This is a genomic window from Kitasatospora sp. NPDC059827 (assembly GCF_042731675.1).
Taxonomy (GTDB): domain Bacteria; phylum Actinomycetota; class Actinomycetes; order Streptomycetales; family Streptomycetaceae; genus Kitasatospora.
The window spans coordinates 1-23,228 of the sequence record NZ_JBHWIV010000040.1 but is presented as its reverse complement, the minus strand read 5'-3'; the positions used below and the strand labels follow the sequence as shown (position 1 = coordinate 23,228).

The 23,228-nt window shown below is 75.2% G+C and carries 20 protein-coding genes; 11 read left to right on the top strand and 9 right to left on the bottom strand.

Annotated elements, in window-relative coordinates; all coding sequences use genetic code 11:
- Positions 1–51 precede the first annotated feature (51 nt).
- Positions 52–357, top strand: coding sequence for a DUF6191 domain-containing protein (locus ACFV8H_RS24050; protein ID WP_380403414.1), 306 nt, complete (start codon positions 52–54; stop codon positions 355–357).
- 109 nt (positions 358–466) lie between these two features.
- On the opposite strand, the gene ACFV8H_RS24045 is transcribed toward ACFV8H_RS24050, so the two are convergent.
- Both ACFV8H_RS24045 and ACFV8H_RS24040 read right to left on the bottom strand, forming a co-directional pair.
- Positions 467–1,615, bottom strand: coding sequence for a PLP-dependent cysteine synthase family protein (locus ACFV8H_RS24045; RefSeq protein WP_380403411.1), 1,149 nt, complete (start codon positions 1,613–1,615; stop codon positions 467–469).
- A gap of 145 nt (positions 1,616–1,760) precedes the next feature.
- Positions 1,761–3,035 (bottom strand): ROK family protein, encoded by a 1,275-nt coding sequence (locus tag ACFV8H_RS24040; protein WP_375892374.1) that lies wholly within the window; start codon positions 3,033–3,035, stop codon positions 1,761–1,763.
- Positions 3,036–3,052: 17 nt separating this feature from the next.
- Between ACFV8H_RS24040 and ACFV8H_RS24035 the strand changes: the two genes are divergently transcribed.
- Both ACFV8H_RS24035 and ACFV8H_RS24030 read left to right on the top strand, forming a co-directional pair.
- Positions 3,053–4,321: an MFS transporter gene (locus tag ACFV8H_RS24035; RefSeq protein ID WP_380403408.1), complete on the top strand. Its 1,269-nt coding sequence runs from the start codon at positions 3,053–3,055 to the stop codon at positions 4,319–4,321.
- A 118-nt stretch (positions 4,322–4,439) separates the two neighbouring features.
- Positions 4,440–5,045, top strand: a complete 606-nt coding sequence (locus ACFV8H_RS24030) for a HutD family protein (RefSeq protein WP_380403406.1) — start codon at positions 4,440–4,442, stop codon at positions 5,043–5,045.
- Between the two features lie 104 nt (positions 5,046–5,149).
- Here the strand turns inward: ACFV8H_RS24030 and ACFV8H_RS24025 are convergent, their stop codons facing one another.
- Positions 5,150–6,043, bottom strand: a complete 894-nt coding sequence (locus tag ACFV8H_RS24025) for an esterase/lipase family protein (RefSeq protein ID WP_380403519.1) — start codon at positions 6,041–6,043, stop codon at positions 5,150–5,152.
- A gap of 189 nt (positions 6,044–6,232) precedes the next feature.
- Between ACFV8H_RS24025 and ACFV8H_RS24020 the strand changes: the two genes are divergently transcribed.
- Positions 6,233–7,681, top strand: a complete 1,449-nt coding sequence (locus ACFV8H_RS24020) for a PucR family transcriptional regulator (RefSeq protein WP_380403403.1) — start codon at positions 6,233–6,235, stop codon at positions 7,679–7,681.
- A gap of 115 nt (positions 7,682–7,796) precedes the next feature.
- Here the strand turns inward: ACFV8H_RS24020 and ACFV8H_RS24015 are convergent, their stop codons facing one another.
- Positions 7,797–8,552, bottom strand: coding sequence for an acyltransferase (locus ACFV8H_RS24015; protein ID WP_380403401.1), 756 nt, complete (start codon positions 8,550–8,552; stop codon positions 7,797–7,799).
- A gap of 190 nt (positions 8,553–8,742) precedes the next feature.
- On the opposite strand from ACFV8H_RS24015, the gene ACFV8H_RS24010 reads away from it, so the two are divergent.
- Positions 8,743–9,504: a maleylpyruvate isomerase family mycothiol-dependent enzyme gene (locus ACFV8H_RS24010; protein ID WP_380403398.1), complete on the top strand. Its 762-nt coding sequence runs from the start codon at positions 8,743–8,745 to the stop codon at positions 9,502–9,504.
- A gap of 86 nt (positions 9,505–9,590) precedes the next feature.
- Here the strand turns inward: ACFV8H_RS24010 and ACFV8H_RS24005 are convergent, their stop codons facing one another.
- The gene (locus tag ACFV8H_RS24005; protein ID WP_375892385.1) at positions 9,591–10,364 is read right to left on the bottom strand and encodes an enoyl-CoA hydratase family protein; all 774 of its coding nucleotides are present in this window, start codon (positions 10,362–10,364) and stop codon (positions 9,591–9,593) included.
- Positions 10,365–10,571: 207 nt separating this feature from the next.
- Between ACFV8H_RS24005 and ACFV8H_RS24000 the strand changes: the two genes are divergently transcribed.
- Positions 10,572–11,369 carry an ATP-grasp domain-containing protein gene (locus ACFV8H_RS24000; protein WP_380403395.1) on the top strand — a complete coding sequence of 266 codons (798 nt, stop codon included), beginning with the start codon at positions 10,572–10,574 and terminating at the stop codon, positions 11,367–11,369.
- Between the two features lie 64 nt (positions 11,370–11,433).
- A complete protein-coding gene (locus ACFV8H_RS23995; protein WP_375892389.1) occupies positions 11,434–11,838 on the top strand; it encodes a RidA family protein in 405 nt (134 codons plus the stop codon).
- Between the two features lie 44 nt (positions 11,839–11,882).
- Here the strand turns inward: ACFV8H_RS23995 and ACFV8H_RS23990 are convergent, their stop codons facing one another.
- The gene (locus tag ACFV8H_RS23990; protein ID WP_380403392.1) at positions 11,883–13,235 is read right to left on the bottom strand and encodes an MFS transporter; all 1,353 of its coding nucleotides are present in this window, start codon (positions 13,233–13,235) and stop codon (positions 11,883–11,885) included.
- Between the two features lie 92 nt (positions 13,236–13,327).
- On the opposite strand from ACFV8H_RS23990, the gene ACFV8H_RS23985 reads away from it, so the two are divergent.
- Complete coding sequence (locus ACFV8H_RS23985) at positions 13,328–14,311, top strand: ArsR/SmtB family transcription factor (protein WP_380403389.1); 984 nt, start codon at positions 13,328–13,330, stop codon at positions 14,309–14,311.
- Positions 14,312–14,550: 239 nt separating this feature from the next.
- Positions 14,551–16,821: a glycosyl hydrolase family 18 protein gene (locus ACFV8H_RS23980; protein WP_380403386.1), complete on the top strand. Its 2,271-nt coding sequence runs from the start codon at positions 14,551–14,553 to the stop codon at positions 16,819–16,821.
- Between the two features lie 53 nt (positions 16,822–16,874).
- On the opposite strand, the gene ACFV8H_RS23975 is transcribed toward ACFV8H_RS23980, so the two are convergent.
- Complete coding sequence (locus tag ACFV8H_RS23975) at positions 16,875–18,026, bottom strand: geranylgeranyl reductase family protein (protein ID WP_380403516.1); 1,152 nt, start codon at positions 18,024–18,026, stop codon at positions 16,875–16,877.
- 317 nt (positions 18,027–18,343) lie between these two features.
- Here ACFV8H_RS23975 and ACFV8H_RS23970 point away from each other — a divergent pair, with 317 nt between their 5' ends.
- Positions 18,344–19,708 (top strand): dipeptidase, encoded by a 1,365-nt coding sequence (locus tag ACFV8H_RS23970; protein WP_380403383.1) that lies wholly within the window; start codon positions 18,344–18,346, stop codon positions 19,706–19,708.
- Here the strand turns inward: ACFV8H_RS23970 and ACFV8H_RS23965 are convergent.
- Positions 19,684–20,538: a DUF4184 family protein gene (locus ACFV8H_RS23965; protein ID WP_380403380.1), complete on the bottom strand. Its 855-nt coding sequence runs from the start codon at positions 20,536–20,538 to the stop codon at positions 19,684–19,686. The two genes, ACFV8H_RS23970 and ACFV8H_RS23965, sit on opposite strands and share 25 nt — an antisense overlap.
- Positions 20,539–20,622: 84 nt before the next feature.
- Entirely contained in the window at positions 20,623–21,693 is a 1,071-nt protein-coding gene (locus ACFV8H_RS23960; RefSeq protein WP_375892402.1) for an NUDIX domain-containing protein, read from the bottom strand.
- A 413-nt stretch (positions 21,694–22,106) separates the two neighbouring features.
- Between ACFV8H_RS23960 and ACFV8H_RS23955 the strand changes: the two genes are divergently transcribed.
- The gene (locus ACFV8H_RS23955) at positions 22,107–23,021 is read left to right on the top strand and encodes a PfkB family carbohydrate kinase (protein WP_380403377.1); all 915 of its coding nucleotides are present in this window, start codon (positions 22,107–22,109) and stop codon (positions 23,019–23,021) included.
- Positions 23,022–23,228: the final 207 nt, after the last annotated feature.

Here is a 23,228-nt window from a genome sequence, read left to right as displayed (position 1 = left end):
CGGCGGGGCGACACGGGAACTCCCCGTCGGCGACGGGGCGTTGGGCCGGTCATGGAAACACTTCTGACGGGCGCCGCGGGCGGACTGCTGTTACCGGCCGGGCTGGTGGTGCTGTTCTTCCTCGGCGCGGTGGTGCGGCGACTGCGCAGTCGGCACGCCGCCCCGGCCGGGCGCGGCGCCGGTGCGACCGCGACGGAGGAGCTGCACGCGCTGCTCTACCCGGGCAAGCGGGCGCAGCTGGAGCAGCGCCGGGTCGAGCTGGTGCTGCGGGACGACGAGCACGACGGTGCGCCGAAGCGCACCGGGATCGACCTCGCGGGCGGCCGGGCGGTGATCCGGCGGGGTGCGGGCGGGTGACGGGCGACGGATGACAACTGACAGATAACAGATTTTGAAATCTGTTATCTGTCAGTTGTCATCCGTCAGTTGTCAGTCGTCACCCGCCAGCCGGCGGCCCGTCAGCCCGTCAGCCCGTCCAGGCGCCGCCCGCCAGGAAGTCCTCCAGGGCGGACCGGTACGGGGCGATGTCGATCCGCTCACCGGCCAGCCAGTCGTCCGAGTAGTACTTGTCCAGGTAGCGGTCCCCCGGGTCGCAGATCAGGCCGACCACGCTGCCTGTCCGGCCGGCCGCCCGCATCTCCGCGACGATCCGCAGCGCGCTCCACAGACCCGTCCCGGTGGAGGCGCCGGCCTTCTTCCCGAGCACCTGCTCCAGCAGCCGCACCGCGGCGATCGAGGCGGCGTCGGGCACCTTCATCATCCGGTCGACCGCCCCGGGCACGAAGCTCGGCTCCATCCGGGGCCGCCCGATGCCCTCGATCCGGGAGCCGCTCGTACAGACGGCGTCCGGGTCGTGGTTCACCCAGCCCTCGAAGAAGCAGGAGTTCTCCGGGTCGGCGACGCAGATCCGGGTGTCGTACTGCATGTAGTGCACGTACCGGGCGATGGTCGCCGAGGTGCCGCCGGTGCCGGCGGTGGCCACGATCCAGGCCGGCTCCGGGTGCGGCTCCAGGCGCAGCTGGGCGAAGACCGACTCGGCGATGTTGTTGTTGCCGCGCCAGTCGGTGGCCCGCTCGGCGTAGGTGAACTGGTCCATGTAGTGCCCGCCGGTCTCCTCGGCGAGCCGCGCGGAGGCCTCGTAGACCTCGTCCGAGCGCTCTACCAGGTGGCACTCGCCGCCGTGGAACTCGATCAGGTCGATCTTGGCCTGGCTGGTGCTCTTGGCCATGACGGCGATGAACGGCACCCCGATGAGCTGGGCGAAGTACGCCTCGGAGACGGCGGTGGAGCCGCTGGAGGCCTCGATCACCGGCTTTCCGGGGCGGATCCAGCCGTTGCAGAGCCCGTAGAGGAAGAGCGAGCGGGCCAGCCGGTGCTTGAGCGAGCCGGTCGGGTGGGTGGACTCGTCCTTGAGGTAGAGGTCGATCCCCCACTCGGCGGGCAGCGGGAAGCGCAGCAGGTGGGTGTCGGCGGAGCGGTTGGCGTCGGCGTGGACCTTGCGCACCGCCTCCTTGAGCCAGTCGCGGTACTGCTGGTCGGAGCGGTCGACGTCGACGGTCGGCTCGATCCCGACGGCCGGTTCGGCGCCGACGGTCCCACCGGACTGGGTGCTCATGGTTACGTACTCCCTCGTTGCGGCCCCCCGCTGCTCACTACGAGTGTACGAGAGTCACGATAAGTGACCGTTTTCGTAGACCCAGCTTCCGCTTATCGCCCCTCGCGGCCCGCCCGCCGCACCACTCCCCGCCCCGCCCGCCGCGTCAGACCGGCACCGACTGCGGGTCCGCGAGGTACGGCCCCCAGCCGAGCTCGGCCGCGCCCGCGAGCGCGCCGTGCGCCAGCTCCGCGCCGACGATCGGCACCCGCCCGCTGCGCCCCCACAGGCTGCGGTCGGCGACCACCGCGCGCAGCCGGTCGGGGGCGGCCTCCAGGAGGTCGAGGTGCAGGCCGCTGAGCACCACCCGGTCCGGGTTGAGGATGTTGGCGACCCCGGCCAGCCCGAGCCCGAGCCGGTCGATCACGTGCTCCACCGCGGCCCGCGCCCGCTCGTCGGTCGCGGCCGCCCAGCACAGCTCGCGCGCCTGGTCGAGCAGCGGGCGGCCGGGCTCCGGGGTGAGGCCGGCGGCGGCGAACAGCGCGTCCGGGTCGGTCTCGGCGTTCAGGCAGCCCCGGTTGCCGCACGCGCAGGGGCGGCCCTGCGGGTCGACGGTGAGGTGGCCGACCTCCAGGGCGAGCCCGGCGCTGCCGGTGTGCAGGTGCCCGTCGATCACCAGCGCGCCGCCGACGCCGCGGTGGCCGGAGGTGACGAAGAGCAGGTGCCGGGCACCGCGCCCGGCGCCGTGCCGGTACTCGGCGAGGGCGGCGAGGTTGGCGTCGTTGGCGATGACGGCGGGCAGCGGCCGCACGGCCTTCGGGCCGTGGTCGGCGCGGCCGACCTCGACGTCGTAGAGGTCGGCGACCGGGGTGCCGCTGGGCCAGGCGAAGTGCAGCGCGGCGAGCGCGGTGCCGTCCGGCTCGGTGACCGGGTTGGGCAGCGCGAGCGAAGCGGCCAGGCAGCGGCGGTCGGTCGCGCGGGCCAGCTCGGCTCCGGCCTGGGCGACGGCGCGCAGCATCCGGACCGGATCGGTGGCGGCGGGCAGCGGCAGGTGGACGGGCGGGTCGAGCAGTCCGCCGAGTCCGGCCAGGGTGACGCTCAGCCCGTCGGCGTGGATCTGGCCGGCGACCACGACCGGGCCCTGCGGGTCGATCGCCAGCCGGTGCGAGGGACGGCCGCGGCCGCCGCCGGCCGGGCGGGAGTCGACGGTGATCAGGCCGAGCGCCTCCAGTTCGGCCGTGACGGCGCCGGCGGTGGCCCGGGTGACGTCCAGCGCGCGGGTCAGCGCGGACCGGGTGGGCGTCTGGCCGGTGTGGATGAGCGAGAGCGCCGGGCCGAGCAGCGTCCGACCGCGGTCGGGCGCCGCGCGGCGGTGGGCGTCGCGCTGCGCGTCGGCGTCGGTCCCGGAGCGGGGCCGCGGGCTTGAAGGTGAGAGCTGCACGCCCCTATTGTGACTTTGTGTCGCTTCGAAACAAAATCAGTTCCCACCGCCACGCCGACCCGACCTCCCCCCAGTCTCGCAGCACACCCCCGGTCGCGGACAGCCCCTGGGGCGCCGCACGGCTCGCGCTCACCGCCTTCTTCGCCGTCGACGGCTTCCTGTTCGCCGCCTGGGTCGTCCGCATCCCGGACGTCCGCAGCCAGGTCAACGCCTCGCACAGCGCCCTCGGCCTGGCCCTGCTCTGCCTGTCCGTCGGCGCCGTCCTCACCATGCCGGCCGTCGGCCGGCTCTGCCTGCGCTACGGCTCGCGCCCGGTCACCGTGGCCTCGCTGGCCCTGCTCGCCCTCGCCGTCCCGCTGCCCGCGCACACCCACTCGGTGTACTCGCTCGGCGGGGTGCTGGTGCTGTTCGGCGCCGGGTACGGCGGCGCCAACGTCGCCATGAACAGCGCCGCCGTCGACCTGGTCGCCCAGCTGCGTCGGCCCGTCATGCCCAGCTTCCACGCCGGGTACAGCCTGGGCGGACTGCTCGGCGCGGGCATCGGCGGACTGCTCGCCGAACGACTGACCACCGCGTGGGCGCTCGCGCTCGGCGGACTGCTGGGACTCGCCGTGACCGTCGGCGCGGGCGTCGTCCTGCTGCGCAGCCCGGCCGCACCGATGGTCGCCCCGGACCGGACCCCCGGCCCGGCCGACGGCCCGACCCCCGACCGGGCCAGCGCTCCGGCCACCGCTCCGGCCGGCGGGAGGCACGTACGACTGCTGGTCCTGCTGCTCGGCCTCACCGCCCTGTGCACGGCGTACGGCGAGGGCGCCGTCGCCGACTGGACCACCCTCCACCTCACCGACGACGTCCACGCGGGCGCGGGCACCGCCGCCGCCGGGTACGCCGCGTACGCCTTCGCCATGACCAGCGGACGGGTGGGCGGCACCTGGCTGTCCATCCGGCTGGGCCAGAACCGGCTGATGCTGCTCGGCGGGCTCACCGCCGCGGCCGGCATGCTGCTCGCCGCCCTGGCCCCCTCGGTGCCGGTGGCCATCGGCGGGTTCGTCCTGGTCGGCCTCGGGCTGGCCAACCTGTTCCCGCTCGCCATCGCGCGCGCCGGCGCGGCGGGCGGGCCGCAGGGCGTCGCGCTCGCCTCGACGCTCGGGTACGGCGGGATGCTGATCGGGCCCGTGGTGATCGGCTTCCTCGCCGACGCGATCGGACTGCCGCTCGCCCTGACCACGGTCGCGGTCGCGGCCACCGCCGCGGCCCTGCTGCCGCTGACGGTCCGGCGGCACTGACGGTCGGGCGGCGCTCGCGGTCGGGCGGCCGGACGGTCCGGCGGCACTGACGGCCGAACCGCGCTGACGGCCGGGCGGCGCTGACGGACCCGCCCCGACAGTGGCAGGATGCGGACCCATGACCACCACCGGACGCATCCAGGTACTGCGGGCGAGCGAGCGCCCGGCCACCCCGTGGCTCAACGGGGGCGGGGTGACCCGGGAGGTCGCCGGGTCCCCCGCCGGGGCCGGGATGGCCGACTTCGACTGGCGGGTGAGCCTCGCCGATGTCGCCTCGGCCGGCCCGTTCTCGCCGTTCCCCGGGATCGACCGGGTGATCACCCTGGTCGAGGGCGCCGGCATGGCGCTCACCGTGGACGGCGTCGAGCAGCTGGTCGACGCCCCGTTCCGCCCGTTCGCCTTCCCGGGCGACGCCGCCACCGACTGCCGACTGCTCGGCGGCCCGGTGGTGGACTTCAACGTGATGACCCGCCGCGGCCGGACCGACGCCGTCGTGGAGCTCCGGACCGGGCCCGGCAGCGTCGCCGTCCCGGAGGGGTCGACCGTCCTGCTGGTCTGCCTGGCCGGTACGGCCGTCGTCGACGGCGGCACCGAACTCGGCCGCTACGACGCCGCGGTCCTCGACACACCGGCCCTCGACGCACCGGGCACCCACGAGCTGCGGCCCGACGGCGTCACCGCCGCGATCACCTTCCGCACCGCCGCGCTCCGCACCACGGACTGAGCACCACCGGCTGGGCACCACGGGCTGGGCACCACCGACCGAGCAGCCCGCTGCCCGTACCCCCGCCGGAACCGGGGGCACGGGCAGCGGCGGCACCGGCCGCGTCAGCCGCAGAAGACCGGCGTGGCGTGCGCCGGGTCCAGCGCGTTGGTCACCAGGTGCAGCGCCGTCGGCGAGAACGCGATGGCGACGTGCTCGGCGAGCGTGACGGGGCAGTGGTCCTGGAGCACCTGGTTGTCCACGTCCGGCCCGTTCAGGAACTGGGTCCGCCACGGGGTGACGACCTCGTCGTACACGGTCGAGATCACCGTGTAGTGCACGCCCGGCACGGTGTCCGGCCGGGAGGCCATGGTGGCGTTGAAGGCGGAGCCCACCGCCTGGTCGCGGCAGGCCTGGCAGACGGTGTAGATCAGGTCGGCGACGCCGGGGAAGTACGGCGCCAGCTTGGTGATCCCGTCGAGGGTCGTGCCGTGGTTGGACGGTGCCAGGCCGATCAGCCTGTCCACCTTGGAGGCTCCGCCGAGGAACTTGAGGTAGTAGTTCGGCAGCATGCCGCCCTGGGAGTGGCCGACGATGTCGACCTTGGCCGCACCGGTCGCGGACCTCACCAGGTCGACGAAGTGGGCGAGTTGGGCCGCCGAGGCGGGCACCGGACCGAGGCCGCCGATCGGCAGCAGCAGACCGCTGCCGGTGGAGGTGACGCCCGGAACGGTGCCGTAGTCGAGGGCGAAGACGCAGTACCCGAGGCCCTTGAGCAGCGGGGAGAGCGCCAGCCAGTTCTCGTAGCGGTTGGCGAAGGTGCCGTGCACCAGCACCACCGGGTCGGGGTGGGCGGCGGACGGCCGGCAGCTCCAGTCGTTGGCGCCGGGCGGCGAGGCCACCGAGTCACCGTCGGGCGGGAGCGCGGCCGCAGCAGCAGCCGCGGCAGCGGCCGGGGTGGCGACGGCCGGGGCGGCCGCGGCGGGGGCCGCGGCGGCGACCAGCAGCGCGCCCGCCAGGACGGCCGCACCGAAGGCTCCGCCGAACCGACGGCGCAGCGGAGTTGCGGAGAAGCGGAGAAGTGGGGTTCTCAACTGTTGCCTCCACAGCGGAAGTTTGTTACCAACAGGTAACCCGAGTGGCTCAATGATGCGGTCACCCCTCCGGCCCGGCCCTTGGGCGTCCCCCAGACCTGGACGGTGTTCTCTGTGACCGGTCACAACGCGCCCCACTGCAGCCCCACCAGCCGCTCCGCCGAACTCCCCGCGCACCGGCCCGCCGACGCCTCCGCCGGCCCGGCCACCAACCCGGCCACCGGCGCCGCCGACCCGGCCACCGGCGCCGCCGACCACCCCTCGCCGTGGCGCATCCCGGTGATCGGCGGGCTCCCGGCCGACCAGAGACTCCTCGGCGGCGCCCGCGAGTTGGCCGCCGTCGTGGTCGCCGCCCTGCTGGAACGGGTGCCGGTCTACCACCGCCTCCCGCGCGAGCAGCTCACCGGCGAACTCACCCGGGACACCGAGCGCCGCATCCGCGGCCTGGCCCACGCCGTCCGCACCGGACTCCCCGCCCCCGCCGAGGAGTTCACCGCCGTACGGGAGGCCGCAGCGCGCCGCGCCGAGGAGGGCCTGCCGCTGGACGCCGTCCTGCTCGCCCACCACCTCGGACTGGAGGTCTGCTGGGAGTTCCTCACCCGGGACGCCCACGCCGGGGACGCCGCCGACCTGGTGCTGCTCAACCGTCTGCTGCTCGACCAGCTCCGCCGGGCCACCACCGCCGCCGGCGCCGGCTACCTGGACGGGCAGCAGTCGGCCGGCGACCGGAGCTCCACCGCCCGGCAGTCCCTCCTGACCGCACTGCTCGCCGGCACCCCCGCCGAGGAGGTGGCCGCCCGGGCCGGCACCGAACTGCCGGCCGGCTACGCCGTGCTCTGCCTGTCCCTCGCCGACCACCCGGACGAACACTCCCCCGGCATCGACCCGGCCATCGCCGCCCGCCGCAAGCTGCGCCGCTTCGTCGCCGAACTCGACCACCGCACACGGCAGTCGGCGCTCTCCACACTCACCCCCTCGGGCGGACTGCTGCTCCTCCCGCTGCCGGCCCCGCCGAACCGGGCCGACGGACCCGCCGACGGCTCCGACAACGGGCCCGCCGACGGCTCCGAGGACGGGGCCGACTGGCCCCGGCTCGGCGCCACCCTCGCCGCCTCGGCCCGAGCCGCCGGGGTGCCCGTGCTGGCCGGAGCAGCCGCCGCGGTGCCGGCGGAGGTGCCCGGCGCCGCCGCCCTCGCCTATGAAGTCCTGGACGTCGCCCGGGCGTTCGGCCGACCGCCCGGGCTGCACCGGCTGGACGACGTGCTGCTGGAGTACCAGCTCACCCGGCCCAGCCAGGCCCGCGCCCGGCTCGCCGCCCTGCTCGAACCCCTCGCCGACGGCGGGGAGTTGCTCACCACCCTGCGCATCCACCTGGCCGGCGGCCTCAACCGCCGACAGACCGCGAGCGCCCTGCACCTGCACCCCAACACGGTCGACTACCGGCTGCGCCGGATCGCCGTGCTCACCGGGCTGGATCCGGCGCGCCCGGCCGACGTCCTACGGATCACCGCCGCGATCGCGGCCCGTACGGCCGAGCGGTCGGCCCCGGCCCACTGGTCGTGAAACGACGGCACCCGCGCCGACCGCGGCGCGGGTGCCGTCCCGAACTCAACACCCCCGGGCCAACACCCCCGGGCCAACACCCCGGGGTCAGCAACTCGGGGTCGACAGAACGCCCTCAGTCCTGCTCCCCCGGCAGCCGCAGGTCCCACCCCACCAGGGCCCGCAGCTGCTCCGCCGTCACCCCGTCCGGCAGTGGCCGGGGCGGTTCGTGCCGCAGCGGCGGCTGCCACCCCTCCTCCTCGGTCCAGCGCCGGACCACCTTGGCCGGGGCCCCGGCGACCACGCTGTGGTCGGGCACCTCGCCGCGCACCACCGCACCGGCCGCGACCACCACGTTGCGGCCGATCCGCGCCCCCGGCATGATCACCGCGCCGGTGCCGATCCAGCTGCCGGTGCCGATCTCCACCGGCTCGTTGCGCGGCCACTGCTTGCCGATCGGCAGCTCGGTGTCCCGGTACTCGTGCGCCTGGTCGCTGACGTACACCCCGGGGCCGGTCCAGACGTCGTCGCCGATCACGATCGACTGGTGGCCGACGATGTGGCTGTCCCGCCCGATCACGCAGCCGCCGCCGATCCGTACGATCGGCTCCGGCCCGAGGTCGAGCCCGGGCAGGAAGCCCGCGCTGATGGTGACCCGCTCGCCGATGATCGAGAACGGCCCGATGGTGATCCACCGTTCGTTGAACACCGCCCCGAGCGGGAAGGCGAGGGTGGTGCCGTCGCCCAGCTCGCCGAACCGGTACGGACCGGGGTTCCGGTTGCTGACCGCGCCGGTCCGCTGCACCCAGCGCCAGCCCCGGTGGACGAGGCGCCCGGCGGCCCGGCGGCCGCCGTCCCGGACGGCGGAGAGGAGGGAACGGGTTATCGGCATGCGCTCACGTTACCGGCCCGTAGCGTCCGTCCGGTGACCGGGAGGCCGACATCACACCGGCCCCACCGCCCCCCTTCCGCACCACCCCCGGACTCGCCTTCGGACCCGCCCCCGGGCCACTCCCGGACCGTCCCCCGCGGCCGTCCGAAATCCGCCACCGATGTCCGTCGGCAGTGGAAGACTCCGTCCCATGGAGATCTCCGAGCACATCGAAGCAGTTCGCCGCGAGGGCGCGCTGCTGGCCGACGCCGCCGCCCGCACCGACCTCACCGCCCCCGTCCCGACCTGCCCGGACTGGCGGTTGAGCGACCTGCTGCGCCACATCGGCCAGGTCCACCGCTGGGCTGCCGCCTTCCCTGCGAAGGGCCTGAGCGCCCCGCCGGACGACGCGGACCGGCAGGCCGTGGTCGGCCCGATCCCTTCCGACGCCGCACTGCTCGACTGGTACCGCGAGGGCCACGCCGCCCTGCTGACCGTGCTGTCCGAGGCCCCCGCCGACGTCGAGTGCTGGACCTTCCTGCCCGCGCCCAGCCCGCTGGCCTTCTGGGCCCGGCGCCAGGCGCACGAGACCGCCGTCCACCGCTTCGACGCCGACGCGGCGGCCGGCTCGCCGGGCCCGGGCGTCGACGGCGCGCTCGCCCTGGACGGCATCGACGAACTGCTGCGCGGCTTCCTGCTCCGCGGTCGGCCGACGGTGCACAGCGAGGACCTGCGCACCATCCGGATCCGGCCGACCGACGGGGCGGGCTCCTGGCACCTGACGCTCTCCCCGGAGCCGCTCGCCGTCACCACGGAGGAGCGCCCCGAGCCCGCCGACCTGACGGTCAGCGGTCCGGCGGCCGAGCTCTACCCGCTGCTCTGGAACCGGCTGACCGTCGAGCGGGCCGGGCGGGTCGAGCTCAGCGGCGACCAGGACCTGTTCGACCACTGGCGGACCGCCGCGGCGATCTGACCCCGGTCGGGCCGGGCCGGGCCGCGATCAGGCCAGGCCCGGCCCGGCTCGATCCGCCCAGGCCAGGCCCGGCCCAGCCAGGGAGCTCAGCGCACCCAGGCCGCCGGCCGCTTCTCCAGGAACGACCGCATCCCCTCCTGCGCCTCCGCCGACCCGAACAGCCGCGCCGACAGCTGCACCAGCTCGTCCGCGTCCCGCGCGAAGGAGCGCGCCACCTCGGCGTTGGCCAGCCGCTTGGACTCCGCCAGCCCCTGCGGCGAGCCCTGGCGCAGCGCGTCCAGCAGACCCTTCACCAGCACCCCGGTGGACTCGCTGGACTCGGCCGCCTGGGTGATCAGACCGATCCGGGCCGCCTCGGCGGCGTCGAAGACCTCGCCGGTCAGGTAGTAGCGGGAGGCGGCGCGCGGCTCCAGCTTGGGGCGCAGCGGCAGCGAGATGACGGCGGGCGCCAGGCCGAGCCGGACCTCGGTGAAGGCGAAGGTCGCGGCCGGTCCGGCGACGGCGAGGTCCGCCGCGCCGATCAGGCCGAGGCCGCCCGCCCGGGCGTGCCCGTCGACCACGGCGATGACCGGCTTGGTGCAGTCCACGATCGCCTTCTGCAGCTCGACCAGGCCGCGCGGACCCACCGTCGGGTCCGCGCCGGTCGCCTCGGAGAGGTCCGCGCCCGCGCAGAACACCTTGCCGGTGTGGGTGAGCACCACCGCGCGGACGTCCCGGTTCGCCGCGGCCACCGCCAGTCCGGCGTGCAGCTCGGACATCAGGCGCGAGGAGAGCGCGTTGCGGTTGTGCGGCGAGTCGAGGGTGAGCGTGGTGACGGCGTCCGCGGTGCTGACGCGGACGAGGGGCTCTGCGCTGGTCATCGGCGTGGGCCTGCCTTCCGGCTGAGGGTGGGTCGGACTGCGGGCGCGGCCCGGGGTGCCCGGACCGCGCCCGCACGACTCTGGCACGCCCACCCGCCCCTCGGCCAGAGCCGACCGGCGCCCCTCGGCCCGAGCCGACCGTCACCCTCCGGCCGCCGGGTCGAAAACCGCTGGTGGCAGCCCCGGTCCGCCCGTCAGCATGGGCCCATGACCACCGACCCCCCGGTCCTGCTGCTCGCCCCGCGCATCAACGAGACCGGCCTCCAGCTGCGCACCGCCGCCGGGCTGCGCGGCCTGCGCGCGTGCACCGCCGTCTCCTGGCGGGCGCCGCGCGAACTGCTCGGCGCCGCGGTGCACGTGTACGGCGGGCCGCTGTTCGCTGACGCGGTCGGCCGGGAGCTCGGCCTCGCCCTGCTGGAGCCCGCCGAGGACTGGCTCGCCCGACTGCCGCTCGCGCTGACCGGCCGCCGGGTCTGCGCGACCACGCTGGCCGAGGCCCGTGCGCTGGGCGGCCCGGCCTTCGTGAAGCCGCCCGCGGACAAGCTGTTCGCCGCCCGGGTCTACCCCGACGGCGGCGCGCTGCCCGGGCCCGGGCTGCTGGACGGGGACACCCCGGTGCTGGTGAGCGAGGTCGTGCGGTTCCGCACGGAGTACCGGCTGTTCGTCCTGGACGGCGCGGTGCGGACGGGCTCGCGCTACGCGCGGGACGGTGACCTGGCCGTCGCACCGCTCGGGGCGGACGGCCCCGAGGTGCTGGCCTTCGCCCGCGACGTGCTGGCCGCCTCGGCCTCGCACGCCCCGCTGCCGAGCGCGGTGGTGGTGGACGTCGGACGGACGGACCGGGGCTGGGCGGTGGTCGAGGCCAACGCCGCCTGGGCCAGCGGGGGTTACGCCGCCGACCCGGGCGAGGTCCTGGACGTGGTGCTGCGCTCCTCCGGCCCTGCTGCCCAACTGCTCTCCACCGACCGGGCGTTCCTGCGCGAGCTGCCCGAAGTGGTGCACTGACCGGCGGGTTGATCGGGGGCGGCCGCTTGCGGTCCCGGCGTGCGGTGACGCACGATCGGGCACCATGACCACCACGCACCTCACCCACATCACCCAGCCGCCGGGCGTCTTCCCCGCGAAGGGCTACACCCACGTCGTCACCGGCACCGGCCGACTGGTCCAGGTCTCCGGGCAGGTCGCCTTCGACGAGCACGGGGACCTGGTCGGCGCGGGTGACCCGAAGGCCCAGGCGCGTCAGATCTTCGAGAACCTGCGCCGCTGCCTGGCCGCCGCGGGCGCCGACTTCTCGGACGTCGTCAAGTTCACCTTCTTCATGACCGACATCGCCCACCTCGCGGCGATCCGGGACGCCCGGAACGAGTACCTGGGCGACCTGCCGCTCCCGGCGGCCTCCGCGATGCAGGTCGCGGCGCTGTTCCGGCCCGACGTGCTGATCGAGATCGAGGCGACGGCGGTCGTCCCGGAGTAACGCCCGTACGCCCCCTCGCACCAGCGCTCCTCGCACCGGCCCCCTCAGGCCGCCCGCAGCCGCGCCTCCCGCCGTCCGGCCCACCGGACGGCGGGCCCCATCGCCAGGCCCGCCGCCAGCAGCACCACGCCCAGCACCGCCCAACCGGCCACCCCGTACCCGATCACCGCGGTGCTGACCACCGCCGGTCCGGCCATCATCGCGGCCGCCGAGCCCGCGTTGAACACCCCCTGGTAGGCGCCGTGTTCGTGCTCGCCCGCGAGGTCGTAGCTCAGCGCCCAGCCGCCCGCCTGTCCCATCACCTCGGCGAGCGACTGCAACCCGATCCCGACCAGCGCCACGGCGGCGGCGAGGATCCCGGGCAGGCCGTGCGCCATGGCGATGACCAGGCAGGAGGCGGCCAGCACCAGTCCGGCGCGCCGGCAGGCCCGGGCGGCGGCCGTCCGCTCCTCGGTGCCCCGGGTGGCCCGTACCTGGAGGGTGATCACCATCAGGGTGTTGACGATGAAGGCGCCGGCGACGGTGATCCGCGGCGCGTCGGTCTGCTGGACGATCCACAGCGGGACGCCGACCTCCAGGACGGCGAACTGCAGACCGAGGACGGAGCACAGCGCGGTCACCGCCAGGAACGGACCGTCGCGCAGCGCCGGGTTGCGCCGCCGACCCTGCCCGACGCCCTGCCCGACACCCTGCCCGCCCGAAACCGAGGCCGAGGCAGGCGCGGAGGCGCCCGGCCCCGCGCCCGCCTCCGCCGGCAGCCGGTACATCAGCAGCGCGACGGCCACGTACGAGACGGCGTCGGCCAGGATCGCCGCCAGGTAGACCGGCCGGGTGTCGAGCTGGAGCGCGATCGCGCCGAGGCCGGTCCCCAGGCAGATGCCGATGTTGGTCACCACCCGCAGGTACGCCCGGCCGGCCACCCGGCGGTCGGCGGGCAGCACCTGGGCGTACAGCGCGTTCCGCACCGCGGCCGCGCCGCGGTCCACCGCGGAGACGGCGCAGGCCAGGGCCACGAACGCGGCGTAGCCGTGCACCAGGGCGTACCCGGCCGTGCCCACGGCCTCGATCGAGACCAGCACCACCAGGACCCGCCGGGCGCCCCAGCGGTCGGCGGCCCGGCCGGCCGGCACGCTGGCGGCGACCCCGCACAGACCGGCGGCCGTCATCCCGAACCCCAGCTGGGCCGCGCTCAGTCCGAGCACCCGGGTGAAGAACAGCACCGCGACGGCCAGCGAGAGGCCGTTGCCCACCGTGTTGACCAGGGTGATCCCGGCCAGTCGACGGACCGTCGGATCGGGGTGGAGGCGGCGCCGGAGGGCCTCGGGCAGGCGGCCGTTCGGCTGGTGCGCGGGCACGCCGAAGGGGGGTGCGGAGGACTCCGCCGGTGTGGTGGTCATGCCGAGGATTCCACCGTCGGGCGGGCCGTACCCGACACTCCTTTAGGCTCTGGCTAAAGGCTCGACGACCGGCAGCCGACGGGAGGCCCCCGGTGCACCGTTTCACCCTCCGCCTGGCCGACCTCGCCAGCACCTGGTTCGCCTACTCGCCGATCCTGGAGGCCGTGCTCAGCCTGCGGATGTGGACCCACCCGGGCCGGTACCGGCTCCAGAGCCCGGCCTTCGATCGGCTCGGCCCCTCGTTCGCGCGCCTGGACTCCCGGCTGCTGCTCTCCCTGGTCGCCGAGAACCGCTGGGTCCCCGACTTCCTGACCCCCCGACCGTCCTCCCCCGCACCGGAGTTCCGCACCCAGCTCGCCGCCGTCCGCGCCCTCCCGCCGGAGCAGCTGCGCGGCGAACTGGAGCCGACCTTCCTGCCGCACGGGCAGCCGCTGCCCGCCCTGCTCGACGCCGGACTGGCGGATCCGGCCCGGCTGTTGAACCGGATCTGCGACTCCCTGGAGGAGTACTGGGAGGCGTGCCTCGCACCCGCCTGGTGGCCGCAGGCCCGCGCGGTCCTGGAGGCCGACCTGGTGTACCGGGCCCGGGTGCTGGCCCAGCACGGCGCGGCGGCGCTGTTCACCGACCTCGACTACCGCCTGGAGTGGGCGGACGGCGCGCTGTCGATCAACCGGCACTGGACGGACGGGGACGTGGAGACCGCCGTGGACGGGCGCGGGCTGGTGCTCAGCCCGACCTTCTTCGTCCGGGGCGCGATCACCATGATCGACAGCACTCGCGCCCCGCAGATCTGCTACCCGGCGCGCGGCCAGGCCGCCATGGCCGGCCAGGGCCCGCCGGTGCCGCCGCGCGCGCTGGAGGCCCTGGTCGGCGCGCCGAAGGCCCGGCTGCTCGGCCTGCTCGCCGAGCCGGCCTCCACCACCGAGCTCGCCTACCGCCTGGGCGTCACCCCGGGGGCGGTCAGCCAGCACCTGTCCGTCCTGGCCGCCACCGGCCTGGTCAGCCGGGCCCGGCACGGCCGTTCGGTGCTCTACCGGCGCAGCGCGCTCGGGGACGAGCTCTCCGGCGGCCGGTGAGCGCCCCGCCGGCCCGCCTCCCAGCCGCCCGGCCACCCGGCGACCCGGCGACCACTCAACTCCCCAGTGGTACAGACCTGTTGACGCATTGGTCCAGTCCTCCTACAGTGCCCATGCCCCGCCCCCCACGGCGCGGGCACCGATCGCCCACGGATCACCCCGGTTCTACGTCACCCTGTCCAACCCCCACAGCCACAGGGAGAACCATGTCCGCTCGATCCCGGGCGGGACGCCCCCGCATGCGCAGCAGACTGCTGGCACTGCTGTCCGTCCTGCTCCTCCCACTCGCCGTCCTGACCGCGCTCGCCGCCCCCGCGATCGCGGCGGGCAAGCTCACCGCCACCTTCACCACCGCCGACAACGGCTCCTGGTGGCAGGGCACGTACATCGTCCACAACGACAACGCCACCGCCGTCACCGGCTGGACCCTGGACTTCGACCTGCCCACCGGCGTCACGATGGGCAACACCAGCAACGGCACCGCGACCGTCAACGGCCGGCACGTCACCGCCACCGCCGCGTACTACAACGCGACCGTCAACGCCCACAGCACCACCGAGCCGTACAGCTTCTGGTTCGTCGGCACCGGCCCGGTCTCCACCCCGCTCAACTGCCGCATCAACGGCGACAAGTGCGACGGCTCCGCCGACGTCCCGCCCTCCGCGCCGGGCACCCCCACCGTCACCGGGTCGACCGCGCACACCCTCGCCCTGAGCTGGCCGGCCGCCACCGGCGGCGACTTCCCGGTCGCCTCCTACGACGTGCTCAACGGCGCCACCGTGCTCGCCTCCGGCCCGACCGCCAACGCCCTGGTCACCGGGCTCACCCCGGCCACCTCGTACACCCTGACCGTCCGGGCCAAGGACAGCCGCGGCAACACCGGCCCGCTCAGCGCGCCCGTGACCGCCGCCACCTTCGACCCGTCCACGGACACCGTCCCGCCGACCGCGCCCACCAACCTCCGTGCCACGTCGGTCGGTTCCTCGGACGTGACGCTCGCCTGGAACGCCGCCACCGACAACGTCCGGGTCGCCGCGTACGACGTCTACCAGGGCGCCACCCTGGTGACGACGGTCGACAGCGGCACGCTGACCGCGTCCGTCGGCAGCCTCTCGCCGTCCACCGCCTACACCTTCACGGTGAAGGCCCGCGACCCCGCCGACAACGCCTCACCCGCCTCCGCGCCGCTCGCCGTGACCACCGCGGACATCGTCGGCGCCGGCAAGTACGCCCGGGTCGGCTACTTCGTCCAGTGGGGCATCTACGGCCGCCAGTACTTCGTCAAGAACCTCGACACCTCGGGCAGCGCGGCCAAGCTCGACATCGTCAACTACGCCTTCGAGAACATCGATCCGGTCAACCTGACCTGCCTCGCGGGCGTCACCAAGGGCACCACCGCCAACCCCGAGGACCCGGACCAGGGCACCGGCGCCGGTGACGCCGACGCCGACTACGCCCGCCCGATGAGCGCCGACCAGTCGGTGGACGGCGTGGCCGACGACGGCTGGGGCAAACTCCGGGGCAACTTCAACCAGTTGAAGAAGCTCAAGGCCAAGTACCCGAACCTCAAGGTGGTCGTCTCGCTCGGCGGCTGGACGTACTCCAAGTACTTCTCCGACGTCGCCGCCACCGACGCGTCCCGGCAGAAGTTCGTCAAGTCCTGCGTGGACACCTGGATCAAGGGCAACCTGCCCGCCTACAACGGCGCCGGCGGTGACGGCGTGGCCGCCGGGATCTTCGACGGCATCGACCTCGACTGGGAGTGGCCCGGCTCCGGCGACGGCCACCCGGGCAACCACTGGAGCGCGAACGACAAGGCCGACCTGACCCTGCTGGCCGCCGAGTTCCGCAAGCAGCTCGACGCGCTGGGCGGCCCGCACAAGCTGCTCACCGCCTTCACCCCGGCCGACCCGGCCAAGGTCGCGGCCGGCTGGGACCTCGGCAAGGTCTTCACCTCGCTCGACATCGCCAACGTCCAGGGCTACGACTTCCACGGCTCCGGCAGCGACAACTCCTGGGAGCCCAACCGCACCGGCCAGGCCTCCAACCTCTACCCCGACCCGAACGACCCCTACGCCTTCCACTTCAGCGTGGACGGCGCCGTCCAGACCTACCTCGCCGCCGGGGTCAACCCGCGCAAACTGACCATCGGCTTCCCGTTCTACGGGCGCGGCTGGCAGGGCGTGGCGGACGGCGGCGCCCACGGCGTCTGGCAGTCCGCGAACGGCGCGGCGCCCGGCCAGTTCGCCGAGGAGGCCGGCACCCGCGGGTACCAGAACCTGGTCACCGGCGTGCCGGGCCTCACCGTCTACCACGATCCCAAGTCCGTGGCCACGTACGGCTACACGGGCGCGAACGGCCAGTGGTGGAGCTTCGACGACGCCTGGTCGATCGCCCAGAAGACGGCCTACCTCAAATCGAAGAACCTGCTCGGCGGCATGATCTGGGAGATGTCCGGCGACACCCCGTCGGGCACCCTGATGTCCGCCCTCGACACCGGGCTCAAATAGCCGGGCTCAGGTGATCGGGCCCGAGCAACCGCCACCGCACGGACCGGATCCCGCTACCGGGCGGCCATCGCCATCAACTTGCGCGCCGCCCGGTTCTGCCGCAGCAGCTGCGCGAAGGTGGTGTGCCCCTGGGTGGTCCGGGCGAACGCCCGCCACGCCGCCGGCACCGTGGTGACCGCCGTATGGAACAGGTACGGCCGCCGCTCGAAGGCGCTCAGCAGCTGCTTGCCCGCGCGCATCTCCACCCCCAGCCCGGCCTTGATCGCGAACGCGTAGTTCAGCGCCTCGCGCCGCACCGTGCCCGCGTCGCCCGCCTCCGCGATCCGCACCGCCCACTCCCCGGCCAGCCGGCCGGAGCGCAGCGCGTACGAGATGCCCTCGCGGGTCCAGGGCTCCAGCAGTCCGGCCGCGTCCCCGGCCACCAGGACCCGGCCGCGGGAGAGCGGCGAGTCCTCGGCCCGGCAGCGGGTCAGGTGCCCGGACTCGATCCGCGGGGGGAAGCCGGACAGGCCCAGGCGCCGGATGTAGTCGGCGAGGTACTGCTTGGTCCGCTCGCCGTCGCCGCGCGCCGAGATGACGCCCACGGTCAGGCTGCTGGTCTCGGTCTTCGGGAACACCCAGCCGTAACTGCCGGGCAGCGGGCCCCAGTCGAGGTGGATCCGGCCCGACCAGTCGGCGGCCACCTGCGGCGGGACGGGGATCTCGGCCTCCAGGCCGAGGTCGATCTGGTCGAAGGTGACGCCCACGTGCCGGGCGATCCGGCTGGCGCTGCCGTCCGCGCCGACCACCGCCCGGGCCTCGAAGGTGCGCCCGTCGGCGGCCGTGACCACGGCCGTGCGGTGCTCGCCGCCGCGCTGCTCGACCCCGGTGACGGTCACTCCGGTGACCAGCACCGCCCCGGCCTGCTTGGCGGACTGGACCAGCCGCAGGTCGAACTCGTCCCGGTTGACCAGCCCGAACAGCATCCGCTTGGACCGCCGGGTCCGGGTGTACTGCCCGTCGTAGGCGAAGGTGACGGCCGACACCCGGTCCTGCAGCGGCAGTTCGAAGTTCGGCGGCAGGCTGTCCCGGGACGGGCCGATGATGCCGCCACCGCAGGTCTTGTAGCGGGGGTGCTCGGCCTTGTCGAGCAGCAGCACCCGGCGGCCCTGCGCGGCGGCGGCGTGCGCCGCCGAGGCCCCGGCCGGTCCGGCGCCGACCACCACGACGTCCCAGACGCCGTCGGGCGGCTGCGGCGCCTCGTCGAGCGCCTCGTCGAGCGGAACGCCGAGCGCCTCGTCCGACGAGCCGTCCGGCGGGCTGTCGATCGGGCTGTCGATCGGGCTACGGGAATCAGGGCTTCCGGAGTCAGTCACGTCGACCAATCCTATGCGTCCGCCCGGCCTTCCGGACGCCGCACCACCCCCCGGCGGGGAAGCTCCCCGAAGCCCCCCGGACGGCTCCGCCTATGATCGGCGGTACCCCAACCGACCCCCTCCGCCCGCACCACCCCCCGGGCGGACCCGTCCCCTTCGGAGCCCCGATGTCACAGCCCCTGGCCGACGCCGTCCGGTCCCTGATGGACCGTGCCCGCACCGACCTCGCCGAGCTGGTCGCCTTCCAGTCGGTCGCCGACCCGCGCCAGTTCCCGGTCGAGGAGTGCCAGAAGGCCGCGCACTGGGTCGCCGAGGCCTTCGCCGCCGAGGGCCTGACCGGCATCCGGCTGCTGGACACCCCGGACGGCACCCAGTCCGTCTACGGCGAGCTGCCCGGCCCCGAGGGCGCCCCGACCGTCCTGCTCTACTCGCACTACGACGTGCAGCCCCCGCTCGACGAGAGCGGCTGGGACAGCCCGGCCTTCGAGCTGACCGAGCGCGACGGCCGCTGGTACGGGCGCGGCGCCGCCGACTGCAAGGGCAACATCCTGATGCACCTGACCGCCCTGCGGGCGCTGCGCCAGGTGTACGGCGACGACTACCCGGTCGGTCTGAAGATCATCGTGGAGGGCTCGGAGGAGCAGGGCACCGGCGGCCTGGAGCGCTACGCCGAGGCCCACCCCGAGCTGCTGACCGCCGACGCCATCGTGATCGGCGACACCGGCAACTTCGCCGCCGGCCTGCCGACCGTGACCGCCTCGCTGCGCGGCATGACGGTGGTCGAGGCCTCGGTCACCACCCTGGCCGGCAACCTGCACTCCGGTGCCTTCGGCGGCGCCGCCCCCGACGCGCTGCAGTCGCTGATCAAGGTGCTCGCCTCGCTGCACGACGAGAACGGCGACGTCGCGGTCGCCGGGCTGGCCGCCGACCAGACCTGGGAGGGCGTGCAGTACCCGGAGGAGCAGTTCCGCGCCGACGCCAAGGTGCTCGACGGCGTCGCCCTGACCGGCACCGGCAGCATCTCCGACCGCCTGTGGGCCCGCCCGTCCGTCACCGTCCTGGGCATCGACGCCCCGCCGGTGATCGGCGCCACCTCCTCGGTGCAGGCCGCCGCCAAGGCGCTGATCTCCCTGCGCGTCCCGCCGGGCACGGACACCGGGGCCGCCCAGGACGCCCTGGTGGCCCACCTGGAGGCGCAGGTCCCGCTCGGCGCCCGGCTGACCCTCCAGCGCCACGGCAACGGCGCGCCGTTCCGCGCCGACACCACCGGCCCGGCCTACGAGGCGATGGGCGAGGCGATGGCCGAGGCCTTCGGCACCGCGATGGTCGCGGCCGGCGAGGGCGGCTCGATCCCGCTCTGCAACACCCTGCGCTCGCTCTACCCGCAGGCCGAGATCGTGCTGGTCGGCGTCGAGGACCCGACCACCCAGATCCACGCCGTCAACGAGAGCGTCGACCCGCAGGAGCTGGAGCGGATGGCCCTCACCGAGGCCCTCTTCCTCCGCCGCTACGCGGAACTGCGCACCGTCTGACGGGAGTTCGCACCGGTCCCGGGCCGCCCGCCACGCCAGCGGCGGGCGGCCGCGACCACCGCCGCGTAGCCGACCGCACCCACCGCGAGCCCGGCCCCGGCCCCGAAGCACACCTCCGGGACGAGGTTGCGGCGCAGCGGGCCGATCCGGTGCAGCACCCCGGCCACGGTCGCCGCGGCCAGCACCGCGGTGGCCGTCCGCCGGGTCCGCGGCGCGAGCCGCACGGCCGGGCGCACCGGTTCGACGGCCCGCACCGCGCGCGCCGCCCAGCCGCCCAGCGCGGCCAGCGCGAGCGCCGAACTCCCGTACTGCAGCACCTCGTAGACCGGGACCCCGGCCACCGTCCGGTCCAGTACGGGCAGCAGCCGCACGCCCAGCCGGCCGCCGTGGGTGAACGCGTCCCAGCCGACGTGGGTGGCCGCGCCGACCGCCGCCGAGACCACGAACCAGGCCGCGTCCGCGCCCAGGCCCCCGGCACCGCCGCAGCCGCCGGTACCGCCCGCACCGGCCGCCGCGGCCCGGCGGACCGTCAACGCCTCGGCGCCGCCCGCCCACCGTTCGGGCAGCAGGCCCACCAGCGGCGCCCGCAGCAGCCCGTGCCACCCCGCCACCAGCACGCCGGCGATCGCCACGTCCAGCGTCGGCACCGCCCACCAGGCGTGGGTCAGCCCGCCGTGCCCGTACACCCCGGGCAGCAGCGACTCGGCGAAGAACGGCACGTCGGGCGCCATCGACCCGGCCACCAGCGCCGAGGCCACCAGCGGCCCGCGCTCCCCGGCGTGACGCAGCAGGGGCAGGACGGCGGCGGGATGGCTCAAGGTGAACGGCATGCCCCCATCCTGACCCCCGCACCGGCCCCGCCACCAACCGGGGCCGCGCCGCCGACCGGCACCCGGGCCCGCCCTCCCCCGGTCCTATGCGGCGTCCGCCGTGCTGGCCAGGCGGCCGAGCGCCACCCGGCACCCCGCCTCCAGGTAGCGCAGCTCCCCGCTGCGCCGGGCGTCCAGCGCGGCGGCCAGGCGCCGGTAGCGGCTCGGCGGCAGCAGCTCGGCCGACTCGTCCAGGGTGACGAACCGGCAGCCGCGCAGCTCCTCCTGTTGCAGCAGCAGGTTCTGCCGGCCCGCGTCGTCCAGCAGGCCGCCGTCGTACATCAGCCGCAGGCCGCCGCGGCGCGGTCCGGTGCGCGGTTCCCAGTCGACGGCGAGCAGCCGCAGCACCGAGGGGTCCAGCCGCAGGCCGAGCTCCTCGGCGGTCTCGCGCAGGGCGGCGTCGGTGGGGGCCTCGCCGCGTTCGACCACGCCGCCGGGGAAGTCCCAGTCGGGCTTGTAGACCGGGTCGACGAGCAGCACCCGGTCCTGCTCGTCGAAGAACAGCACGGCCGAGGCCACGGTGTCGCCGGTCGGCTCGGGGGCCTGGACGATCGGGCAGCGCGCGGCGCCGACCCGGACGAGTTCGGCGATCCGGTGCGCGGTCTCGCGCGGGGTGAGCGCGCCGCTGTCGATCATCCGGGCGTCGCCGACCAGCCAGCGGCGGGCCGCCCGGTAGTGCGGCAGGTGCTCCAGGCACCAGGTGCGGACCCGCTCGCTGCGCTCCGGGTCGCCCGGGCATTCCTCGCGCTGGGCTATGCGGTTTCGCAGGATCGTTTCTTCTGGATCCAGGACGAAGTGGTGCACCGTGATCCCGTGCGCGGCGAGATCACCGAAGATCTCGTCCCGGTAGTCCTCTCTGAGCAGGGTCATCGGCACCACCAGCGGCCCGCCCACCTCGCCGAGCAGCGCGGCTGCCGTCTCGGGCACCAGCCGACGCCAGGCCGCGAGGTCCTGGAAGTCGGACACCGTGGCCAGCCGGTCGGCCGGAAGCATCCGGCGCAGTCCGAAGCCGACCAGCTCGGGATCGAAGAGCACGCTCCCGGGCAGCAGTTCCACCAGCTCGCGGCAGGCGCTCGTCTTGCCCGCCCCGAATGTGCCATTGACCCAGACGATCACAACGTCCCCTGCCCTCGACTTGCCCCGATGCCGTTCGCACCGGGCAGCGCCCCCGTCGGCCGAACCAGCGCCACCCGTGGTGGTACCCGCGCTACGCCGCTCCCCAAAACTGCTCGCCGCGCCCGCCCGCGCGCCCCGGCCCGCCCCTTGACAGCGGCATGTGCCCAGGCCACGGGCCCGGTACGGATAAATGCGGACCGGCCGCCATCAAAGCCGCACCCCGCCGCCACACTGTTCGCACCGGAAGTCGGACCGGCCGACTTCCGGTGCGCGCCCCGACCGTACGCCGCTCGCGCCGTCCCTGCGCCCTCCCACTCCCCCGCCCGGCACCCTCACCGCCCTGTGCCCGCCCCGCCCGGCGCCTTCACGCGCACCGCTTGCGCGGGCCGCACCCCGCCGCGTACAGAGGAACGATGAAGCTGCTCCCCGCCGGCCGGGTCGTCGTCATCGGCTCGGTCAACACCGACCGGATCCTGCGCTGCCCCGTGCTCCCCGCGCCCGGCGAGACCGTCCTGGCCACCGACGCCACCCGGGGCTTCGGCGGCAAGGGCGCCAACCAGGCGGTGGCCGCGGCCCGGATGGGGGCCGCCACCCACCTGGTGGCCAAGGTCGGGCGCGACGCCGAGGGCGAGGCGGCGCTCGCCGACCTGCGCGGCGCGAACGTGGAGACGGGCGCCGTCCACACCCACCCCGACGCGCCCACCGGCCAGGCGATCGTGCTGGTCGACCCCGCCGGGGAGAACAGCATCGTGGTCGTGCCCGGCGCGAACGCCCACCTGACCCCGGACGAGGTCGGCGCGGCCCTGGCCCGGCTCCACCTGCTCCCGGTCGACGTCGTCCTCACCAGCAACGAGGTCCCCGCGGCGTGCGTCCGCGCCGTCGCCGCGGCCCTGCCCGCCGCGGGCCCGCGCGGCGGCACCCGTTGGCTGCACAACACCGCCCCGGCCGGTGCGCTGCCCGACCCCGGGCCCACCGGACGCCGCCCGCTGGTGGTCGCCAACGCCGTCGAGGCCCGGCAGCTCACCGGCGCCGCGGACGCCGAGGCGGCGGCCCGTGCGCTGGCCCGGCAGGGCGAAGGGGCGGTGGTCACCCTCGGCGGCGAGGGCGCCCTGGTCGCCGTCGGCGGAGCACTCACCCGGCTGCCCGCACCCACCGTCCGGGTGGTCGACACCACCGGAGCCGGCGACGTCTTCTGCGGCGCGCTCGCCGCCGGTCTCGCCCGGCTGGCCGACCTGCCCGACGCGGCCGCCACCGCCGTCGCCGCCGGGGCCTTCGCCGTCACCGCGCTCGGCGCCCGCGGCGCCCTCCCCCGCCCGGCCGACCTCTGACCGCACGTCGGCAGGACCGTACCGCCGCCCGGGCCGGGGAGAGCCAGGAGAGGGGCAGCCAGGAGACCGGGACAGCCAGGTCACCGGGGCGCGGGGGGGGGGGGGCCCGGCCCCCCGCCCGCCCCCCCCCCCCCCCCGGGCGAACGGCGCCCCCAGAAACCCGGGGAGTTCCCCCGGCGGGTACCCGCGATACCGGTACGCGTGCCC

What these genes read in the sequence shown, in the direction of transcription:
- ACFV8H_RS24050 (WP_380403414.1), top strand. Translation starts at nt 52, where the DNA reads ATGGAAACACTTCTGACGGGCGCCGCGGGCGGACTGCTGTTACCGGCC.
- ACFV8H_RS24045 (WP_380403411.1), bottom strand. Translation starts at nt 1,615, where the DNA reads ATGAGCACCCAGTCCGGTGGGACCGTCGGCGCCGAACCGGCCGTCGGG.
- ACFV8H_RS24030 (WP_380403406.1), top strand. Translation starts at nt 4,440, where the DNA reads ATGACCACCACCGGACGCATCCAGGTACTGCGGGCGAGCGAGCGCCCG.
- ACFV8H_RS24015 (WP_380403401.1), bottom strand. Translation starts at nt 8,552, where the DNA reads ATGCCGATAACCCGTTCCCTCCTCTCCGCCGTCCGGGACGGCGGCCGC.
- ACFV8H_RS24010 (WP_380403398.1), top strand. Translation starts at nt 8,743, where the DNA reads ATGGAGATCTCCGAGCACATCGAAGCAGTTCGCCGCGAGGGCGCGCTG.
- ACFV8H_RS24005 (WP_375892385.1), bottom strand. Translation starts at nt 10,364, where the DNA reads ATGACCAGCGCAGAGCCCCTCGTCCGCGTCAGCACCGCGGACGCCGTC.
- ACFV8H_RS24000 (WP_380403395.1), top strand. Translation starts at nt 10,572, where the DNA reads ATGACCACCGACCCCCCGGTCCTGCTGCTCGCCCCGCGCATCAACGAG.
- ACFV8H_RS23995 (WP_375892389.1), top strand. Translation starts at nt 11,434, where the DNA reads ATGACCACCACGCACCTCACCCACATCACCCAGCCGCCGGGCGTCTTC.
- ACFV8H_RS23990 (WP_380403392.1), bottom strand. Translation starts at nt 13,235, where the DNA reads ATGACCACCACACCGGCGGAGTCCTCCGCACCCCCCTTCGGCGTGCCC.
- ACFV8H_RS23980 (WP_380403386.1), top strand. Translation starts at nt 14,551, where the DNA reads ATGCGCAGCAGACTGCTGGCACTGCTGTCCGTCCTGCTCCTCCCACTC.
- ACFV8H_RS23970 (WP_380403383.1), top strand. Translation starts at nt 18,344, where the DNA reads ATGTCACAGCCCCTGGCCGACGCCGTCCGGTCCCTGATGGACCGTGCC.
- ACFV8H_RS23965 (WP_380403380.1), bottom strand. Translation starts at nt 20,538, where the DNA reads ATGCCGTTCACCTTGAGCCATCCCGCCGCCGTCCTGCCCCTGCTGCGT.
- ACFV8H_RS23955 (WP_380403377.1), top strand. Translation starts at nt 22,107, where the DNA reads ATGAAGCTGCTCCCCGCCGGCCGGGTCGTCGTCATCGGCTCGGTCAAC.